7 protein-coding genes are annotated in these 8,549 nt (G+C 47.5%); 6 read left to right on the top strand and 1 reads right to left on the bottom strand.

What is annotated here, in order from left to right; genetic code table 11:
- The 4 genes from ruvB to AC9UH7_RS05665 all read left to right on the top strand — a co-directional run.
- On the top strand, nt 1–818 hold an 818-nt coding region (ruvB, locus tag AC9UH7_RS05680), incomplete at its 5' end, for a Holliday junction branch migration DNA helicase RuvB (RefSeq protein ID WP_509596117.1).
- Nucleotides 819–829: 11 nt separating this feature from the next.
- Entirely contained in the window at nt 830–2,341 is a 1,512-nt protein-coding gene (gene secD, locus AC9UH7_RS05675; protein ID WP_509596115.1) for a protein translocase subunit SecD, read from the top strand.
- Nucleotide 2,342: 1 nt separating this feature from the next.
- Nucleotides 2,343–3,395 (top strand): protein translocase subunit SecF, encoded by a 1,053-nt coding sequence (gene secF, locus AC9UH7_RS05670; RefSeq protein ID WP_509596113.1) that lies wholly within the window; start codon nt 2,343–2,345, stop codon nt 3,393–3,395.
- A gap of 8 nt (nt 3,396–3,403) precedes the next feature.
- Nucleotides 3,404–5,566 (top strand): RelA/SpoT family protein, encoded by a 2,163-nt coding sequence (locus tag AC9UH7_RS05665; RefSeq protein WP_509596111.1) that lies wholly within the window; start codon nt 3,404–3,406, stop codon nt 5,564–5,566.
- Here the strand turns inward: AC9UH7_RS05665 and AC9UH7_RS05660 are convergent.
- Nucleotides 5,563–6,861 (bottom strand): DUF349 domain-containing protein, encoded by a 1,299-nt coding sequence (locus AC9UH7_RS05660; protein WP_509596109.1) that lies wholly within the window; start codon nt 6,859–6,861, stop codon nt 5,563–5,565. The genes AC9UH7_RS05665 and AC9UH7_RS05660 overlap by 4 nt on opposite strands.
- Nucleotides 6,862–7,043: 182 nt before the next feature.
- Here AC9UH7_RS05660 and AC9UH7_RS05655 point away from each other — a divergent pair, with 182 nt between their 5' ends.
- Both AC9UH7_RS05655 and hisS read left to right on the top strand, forming a co-directional pair.
- Nucleotides 7,044–7,706: an MBL fold metallo-hydrolase gene (locus tag AC9UH7_RS05655; protein WP_509596107.1), complete on the top strand. Its 663-nt coding sequence runs from the start codon at nt 7,044–7,046 to the stop codon at nt 7,704–7,706.
- A partial coding sequence (gene hisS, locus AC9UH7_RS05650) for a histidine--tRNA ligase (RefSeq protein WP_509596105.1) occupies nt 7,706–8,549 on the top strand: 844 nt, incomplete at its 3' end. The genes AC9UH7_RS05655 and hisS, both read left to right, overlap by 1 nt.

Genomic DNA, 8,549 nt, shown 5'->3' with positions numbered 1-8,549 from the left:
CAAGTGAAATGCAAGCTCCAATTAGAATTACAAGTGGCCCAGCAATTACTCATGCAGGTGATTTAGCTGCGATCCTTTCTTCTCTTGTTGAAGGTGAGATTCTCTTCCTCGATGAGATTCATCGTCTGCCAAGACCGGCTGAGGAGCTCCTCTACTTAGCAATGGAAGATTTTCGAGTAGATGTCGTTGTTGGAAAAGGACCGGGTGCAACAGCTATTCCTTTACAACTTCCACATTTCACACTCGTCGGAGCAACAACACGTGCAGGGTTATTGCCTAGTCCGTTACGTGATCGATTCGGCTTCACAGCACATCTTGATTTCTATAATGAAACAGATATCGCCCACGTTATTACCCGAAGCGCTGAGTTACTAAAGATCGTGATTGATAAAGATGCAATAACTGAAGTTGCGGGCCGATCTCGAGGCACCCCACGCATTGCTAATCGCTTGTTGCGTCGTGTTCGCGATTATGCCCAAGTGCAGGGGAGCGCTCGTATTTCACTCACCGATGCAAAATCTGCGTTAGAGATGTATGAGGTTGATGAGCTAGGACTTGATCGACTTGATAGAGGCGTCTTAGTGGCCCTCGTAGAGAGGTTCAACGGGGGACCGGTAGGGCTTTCCACCTTGGCAATAGCCGTTGGCGAAGAGATTGAAACTGTTGAATCTGTTGCTGAGCCTTTCTTGGTAAGAAATGGCTTTATGGCGAGAACTCCACGCGGGCGGGTGGCAACAGCCCAGGGTTGGCGGCATATAGGACGAACACCACCTGCGGAAATCTCCACGCTTTTCGACTTACCAGCACCTGACGCCTAGACTCTCCCCCTATGTCTACAAATACTAAAACGATAAAAACGAGTTCGCGCCCTGTTCGCACGCTAGCGATTCTGGGTCTGGTCGTTGTGGCTATGACAGCTCTTGTCTTTGTACAGGGAGCGACTTCAGTGCGCTTGGGTCTAGATCTACGAGGTGGAACTTCGGTCACCTTGCAGCCACGAATTGCACCGGGCGATGAAGGCAAAGTCACCAGCGAAGCGATTGACCAGGCGGTATCAATCATCCGTCAGCGCGTTAACTCATTAGGTGTAGCCGAGTCTGAAGTAACATCACAGGGAAGTGGAACAAATCGTCAGATTGTTATTTCAATTCCAGGTGACACGGGTCGTCGTGTTGTTGAATTAGTTGGACAGACAGCAGAACTTAGATTCCGTCAGGTGCTTGCATCTGCATCCGGATTGCCCGCAGCAACAGATGTTGGCGCTACTCCTGTTTTAGGAGTAACTGCAGAAATAAATGCAAAGTTTGCAGCACTTGATTGCACTAAGCCAGAAAATCTTCAGGGAACTGGTGTTGATGCACCGACTGAAACCTTGGTTGCATGTGATCGTGCTGGTGGAACGAAATACATTTTGGCACCCGCTGAAGTTCTTGGTCGCCAGATTTCAAGTGCCTCAGCAGGTCTTGATACACAAGCTGGCACAGCATGGTTTGTGAGTCTAGAATTTAATAACGAGGGAACTACAGCATTTGCTGCATTAACTTCAAGAGTTACTGTTAACCCAGAACCAACTAATCAAGTGGCAATCGTGCTTGATGGTTTGGTTGTTTCTGCCCCTCGAATCACAGAGGCGATTCCATCAGGTAATGCTCAGATCACTGGAAGTTTCACTCAGCTTGAAGCGCAAGACTTAGCCAATGTTTTGAAGTATGGAGCTTTGCCACTTGCATTTGATCGCGGTGAAATCCAACAAGTTTCACCAACACTTGGTGCCGATCAGTTAAATGCTGGTTTACTAGCTGGAGCGCTAGGCCTATTCCTCGTTGTCATCTTCACCCTTCTTTATTACCGCGCTCTCGGATTTGTAACTGTTGGTTCTTTAGCTATCGCGGGAGCAATTCTTTATCTTCTCTTCTTGCTCATGGGTGAGTGGATTGGATTCACGTTAACCCTGGCGGGTATTGCAGGAGCCATTGTTGCTATTGGTGTTACCGCCGACTCCTTTATTGTCTATTTTGAGCGCGTGCGGGATGAAATGCGTGAGGGAAGGTCCTTACGTACTGCTGCTGAAACTGGATGGGTTCGGGCTCGTCGCACGATTCTGGTAGCTGACTTTGTATCCATGATCGCTGCGATTCTTCTCTACTTCTTCTCTGTTGGCGGTGTTAAAGGTTTCGCCTTTACTCTCGGCCTAACAACCATCATCGACTTGATCATCATCTTCTGGTTTACAAAACCAGCTTTGGTTCTTGTCTCACGAAGTAAATTCTTTAACTCAGGACACCCACTCTCTGGATTTTCTCCAAAGAGCCTAGGTATGTCCATCGCGAAGGAGGCATAACATGTCAAAGCTATCTGGACTAGGTGGACGTTTATACCGTGGTGAAACTTCAGTTGACTTCATTGGTCGCCGCCGGCGTTGGTACACCGTCTCTGCTGCATTTGTTCTGATTTCAATCGGAGCCCTGGCTGTTCAAGGCCTGCAACTAGGAATTGAGTTCAAGGGTGGATCTTCTTTCACTGTTACAACAACCAATCCTTCTGTAACTGAGGCGCGTGCCGCAGTTGAAGAAGCTGGGGTAACTGGTGAAGCCATCGTTCAATTAGTGGGCGATGACAAGGTGCGCGTGCAAACGGGTTCGCTGGAGCAAGCTCAAAACAATGCTGTACAGGATGCTTTAGCGGCTAAGTTTTCAGTGAGTGTTTCGACAATTGACACCCAAATCATTGGACCATCGTGGGGTAAAGAGATTACTCGCAAGGCTCTCTATGGCCTCTTTGGATTCCTTTTTGTTGTCATGTTGTATTTGGCAATGGCACTTGAACCAAAGATGGCTGTTTCTGCAATAATCGCGGTGATTCACGACGTGTTCATTACTGTTGGTATTTACGCACTTGTCGGATTTGACGTTACGCCATCGACAATTATCGGTTTTCTTACCATTCTTGGTTATTCCCTATATGACACGGTAGTTGTCTTCGACAAAGTTCGAGAGAACACTAAATCGATTACTTCTACTTCAACCAAGACTTATTCACAGGCAGTTAACCTTGCTGTGAATCAAACAATTGTTCGCTCGGCCAACACGTCAATCGTGGCCTTGCTTCCAGTTGCTGCAATTCTCTTTGTTGGAGCTGGCTTACTGGGTGCGGGAACTCTCAAGGATCTCTCACTCGCACTCTTTATTGGTTTGATCGTGGGTACTTACTCTTCAATCTTTATTGCACCTCCGGTACTAGCTCAAATGCGTGAGAGAGAGCCAGCGATGCAGGCTTTGGCTAAGCGTGTGAGTGCACGTTCAGGTGGCACTGTTGCTGCTTCAACTGTTGGTGCGGTTGCAGCTATTAACGGTAGAGGCCCACGCAATCAACCAAAGCGCAAGGGTCGTAAGTAAGGTCTTTCGTGGATACATTGATAGCACCAGTAATCAGTGCTCTCAAAGAAAATCACGCCTCTGTAGATTCTGATGAGGTATCTCGCGCATATCAGGTAGCGCGAGATGCCCATGAGGGCCAACTCCGTAAATCAGGTGAGCCCTACATAACTCATCCTGTTGCGGTTGCGGAAATTCTTGCCCACCTTGGTTTAAATCCTGCAACAGTCATTGCTGCACTACTGCACGATACGGTTGAAGACACCCAGTATTCATTGAGCCAGCTTCGTATAGATTTTGGTGATGAGATTGCAAATCTTGTCGATGGCGTTACAAAGCTAGACAAGCTTGCCTACGGACCAACTGCGGAAGCAGAGACGGTTCGTAAAATGGTTATTGCGATGTCTCGAGACATACGGGTATTGGTTATCAAGCTAGCGGATCGCTTACACAATGCTCGCACATGGAAGTATGTTTCAGAAGAAAGTGCCCTTCGAAAAGCGCGCGAGACGCTAGACATCTATGCTCCACTGGCACACCGTCTCGGTATGAACGCCATCAAATGGGAGTTAGAGGACCTTTCTTTTGAGGTATTAGAGCCAAAGAAGTTTGAGGAAATATCTAGATTAGTTGCTGAACGTTCGCCTTCAAGAGATGCCTTAACAGAGCAAGTGATCGAAGCTGTCAAAGAGGATTTTTTGCGTGATCAGATTGAGGCAACGGTTACAGGACGCAAGAAACATTTTTTCTCTGTGTATCAAAAGATGGTTGTTCGTGGTCGTGAGTTCAATGAGATTTATGATCTAGTAGGAATAAGAGTGTTGGTTAATGATGTTCGTGATTGCTACGCAGTTCTAGGGTCCATTCACGCCAGATGGAGTCCGGTCCCAGGGCGTTTCAAGGATTACATAGCGATGCCAAAGTTCAACCTCTATCAATCGCTACACACCACCGTGATTGGACCTACGGGCAAAGCAATTGAAATTCAGATTAGAACCTATGACATGCACGCACGCGCCGAGTTCGGTATTGCAGCGCACTGGAAATACAAGCAGGGTCCAGAAAATACTGAGAGCTCTCCCGAGATGTTGTGGCTTCGCCAGCTACATGAATGGCAGAAAGAAACAGAGGATCCGTCTGAATTTTTGGAAGCACTTCGTTTTGATTTGGGCTCACCTGAGGTTTTTGTTTTCACGCCAAAGGGGAGTGTTATCGCACTTCCGGGAGGGTCGACACCAGTTGACTTTGCTTTTTCTGTACACACAGATGTTGGACTTAGGTGCGCAGGTGCAAAAGTAAATGGTCGACTCATTCCCCTTGATTCAAGACTCAACAATGGTGATGTGGTTGAGATAGTTACGAACAAGAGTGAATCTGCAGGTCCGAGCAGAGATTGGCTTAACTTCGTCAAGAGCCCAAGGGCTCGCTCAAAGATTAAGGCCTGGTTTAGCAAAGAGCGTCGCGAAGAGGCTATTGATGCCGGCCGTGAATCTATCGCTCGTCAAATGCGTAAAGCTGGTTTACCACTTCAAAAGATTTTTGCAGGACATTCCTTGCTGGAGCTAGCCCATGATTTACGTTATCCAGATATCGATGCGTTGTATTCGGCGGTGGGGGATGGCTATGTTTCAGCAGCCTCTATCATCGACAAACTTGTCGCATCATTAGGTGCTGAAGATTCTCATCCAGAACCGACGATGGAGACCTTTCCCAATCGTGTTCCAACTACTAGACGTTCTAGTAACGCCGTTGATGTTGAAGGAACAGATGACGTATTAGTAAAGCTCGCTCGTTGCTGTACACCCGTGCCTGGGGATCCGATCATGGGATTTATTACTAAGGGAAGCGGTGTTTCAATCCATAGAGCCGATTGTTCTAATGCTCAAGATTTACAAGTACATCAAATGGATAGAGTCGTTAAGGTGAAATGGCGCGTCGGCGCTTCTTCAGTATTCTTAGTTAACATCCAAGTCGAAGCTCTTGATCGTGCATCACTGCTTGCCGACGTGACTCGGACTTTGTCAGATCAACATGTAAACATTCTGAGCGCTGCGGTGAGCACCTCAAAGGATCGAACTGCTTTCTCGCGCTTTACTTTCGAGATGGCAGATGCAACGCATTTAGATGCAGTCCTTGGAGCTGTTCGTGGAATTGAAGGCGTCTACGATGTTTATCGAACAACTAACAACTAGTTGAATTCAGCTAAGCCCTTTTCAGCCTCTGCCAACCACACCTTACGTGCTGCTGCAGATTCCATGGCTTCTTCAGATTTCTTAGTGTTACCACTTGCGGCATATTTTGCCGCCGCCTTCTCGTAGTTAGCAATGGATTCAGTAAGTTGAGTGACAACCTCTTGAGCGCGCTTTTTTGCAGCCGGGTCAGTCTTGCGCCAAATATCTGCTTCCAACTCTTTCACCGCCGCCTCGACAACAGAAACACGCAGATCCATCGCAGCTCTCTTATCGCGATGGGTCATTCCGATTTTTTCCCAAGAACGAAGATGTTCATTTAGAGTTTTACGAGCATTCTTTACATCGGAAATAGGCAGGATAGCCTCAATCAAAGTGAGCAACTCTTCACGTTTAGCAAGATTTGCTGCCATGGTTACATCGCGCTTTTCTAAGTCAGCATTTTTAGCGGTGAAGAACTGATCCTGCGCCGCCTTAAAACGAGACCACAACTTGGCGTCATCATTCTTCTTGCCACGGCCAGCTTCTTTCCACAGGTCCATTAGGGCCTTGAAACGTTTAGCGGTTGAAACCCACTCAGTTGATGTTGCAAGTTTTTCTGCTTCTTCAACGATCTGCTTTTTTGCATCGGCAACTAGAGACTGGGCAGCCTCTAGGGATGCAAAGTGAGTCCGGCGACGCTTATCGAACTTGTTTCGGGATGAAGAAAAACGCTTCCAAAGATCGGCATCTGCTTTTTTATCTAGTCGAGGCGCAGCTTTCCATTCATCAAGAAGAACTTTGAGGCGATCCCCAGTGCTCTTCCAACTTTCAGAAAGCGCAAGCCCTTCAGCCTCGGCAACAATCTTTTCTTTCTCAACAACTATTTGTGCAAGGCGGGCGGTCTTTGCAGCAGTCTCTGCCGCTTTTTTCGCCTCATATGCTTCGCGATGCCCTTCGATCAAAGGTTCAATCTGTTCAACAGATGCTGCTAGTGCATCGAGATCTCCAACACCATTAAAATCTTTTACTTGATCACGTAATTTTTTGACCGCTGCATAGGCATCTGATGGAACCATTGCTCCACTTTGAATGCGTGCTGCTAGCAGAGCGATCTCTGATGCAAGAACTTCAAACTTGCGCACAAAGTAAGCCAGCGCCTCTTCTGCAGTTTTACCTGGATATGAACCCACGGCTTTTTCACCGTGCGATGTGCGGACAAAAACGGTGCCATCTTCTGCGACTCGACCAAAAGCTGAAGGATCTCCGATCAACGCACTTGCTGCGCTGGCCTGTTGTGGGAAATTCATATCTGTCATGAGAGTGATCCTTTCAGCGCGTTTCTTCTCTTTGAAGTTCGCTATGTGGTGGGTGCGATGCTCAGAAGTTTCGAGGCTTCTGAGCGTGGGTTGGAGGTAGATTCCTAGGCAAAAGGTACCCTGTCACATGGGGTGAGCGTAAATCGCTCCCAATTCTGAGCGCGGAAAGAGGTTGATTGAGCATGCTGATCGACTCATTTGCCGCGCCTATGTATGCCACCAACTGTTGGGTCCTAGCCACAGAGCCGGGATCGGAGTGCGTTGTGATCGATCCTGGAATGCCGGATGTCTCACATCAATTAACGGAGATCTTGGAAAAACATGATCTAAAGCCAGTGGCCGTTATTGCAACGCATGGCCACCTAGATCACACCTTTTCTATTCAACCGATCGCTGATGGTTACCAAATTCCTACCTACATACATAGCGAGGATCGGGCTTTTCTGGCCCATCCTGAAAATCTACATGGACCAGAGTTTGCTGCACTTTTATCGGGTATGAGTTTTTCTGAGGGCAAGGATGTGCGTGAACTTCGTAACGGGGAAATAATCAGTATGGTTGGTCTTAACTTTAGGACTATCCATGCCCCGGGTCACACACGTGGATCGTTGATGTTTGAAGTGTCAGACGAGGTATTAATCAGTGGGGATGTCCTGTTTGCTGGTTCAATTGGGCGTACCGATCTACCGACAGGCTCAGCTAAAGATATGGAAGAAACATTGCGGAAGAAAGTAACGCCCTTAGCAGACCATTTACGTGTCTTGCCCGGTCACGGACCCGAAACAACAATGGCCCGTGAAAAGAAGAATAATCCGCACTTGAAGAATTTGGTGGGTCGCTACTGATGGCTGGTCAAAAGATATCTGCACCAAAAGGCGTGAGCGAGTACGTTCCTGGTAGATCACGCGCATTTGAATTCGTGCGAGAGAGTTTAATTGCACCTGCAAAGTTAGCTGGCTATCAACTAATTGAGCTGCCTGTGTTTGAAGATACTGAACTCTTTACACGCGGTGTTGGCGAATCTACTGATGTAGTTTCCAAAGAGATGTATACATTTGAAGATCGAGGTGGTCGCTCAATCACATTGCGTCCAGAAGGAACTGCTGGTGTGATGCGAGCAGTAATCGAACACGGTTTGGATCGCGGACAACTACCGGTGAAAGTTTGGTACTCCGGGCAGTTCTTTCGTGCAGAGCGTCCACAAGCTGGTCGATACCGACAGTTTTATCAAGTTGGTATCGAAGCAATCGGATTGGATGATCCGGCAATTGATGCGGAAGTAATCGCAATAGCGGATGCAGGTTTTAGGGCTATTGGGCTTAGTAAGTATCGTCTCGAGATTACCTCGTTAGGTGATGGCGAATCTAGAGCAGCGCACCGAAAAGATTTAGTTAAATTCATTTCAACTCTCGAATTGGATGAAGCCACAGCTGCGCGAGCAAAAATTAATCCTCTTCGACTCTTTGACGATAAGCGTGAAGAGATGCGCAATGCCATGACGGATGCGCCATTGTTGATCAATTATTTAAACGATGAATCGCGCCAGCAGTTTGCACAGGTTCAGAAACATCTGGACGCATTAGGAATCGCATACGTTGTTAATCCCCGAATGGTCCGTGGGTTGGATTACTACACCGGCACTACCTTTGAATTTGTCCATGAACTTCTGGGTGCTCAATCAGGCATCG

It is taken from the genome of Candidatus Planktophila sp., assembly GCF_044348745.1.
GTDB lineage: Bacteria > Actinomycetota > Actinomycetes > Nanopelagicales > Nanopelagicaceae > Planktophila.
Note: the sequence above shows the minus strand (reverse complement) of the source record. Positions and strands in the feature narration are given on the sequence as shown.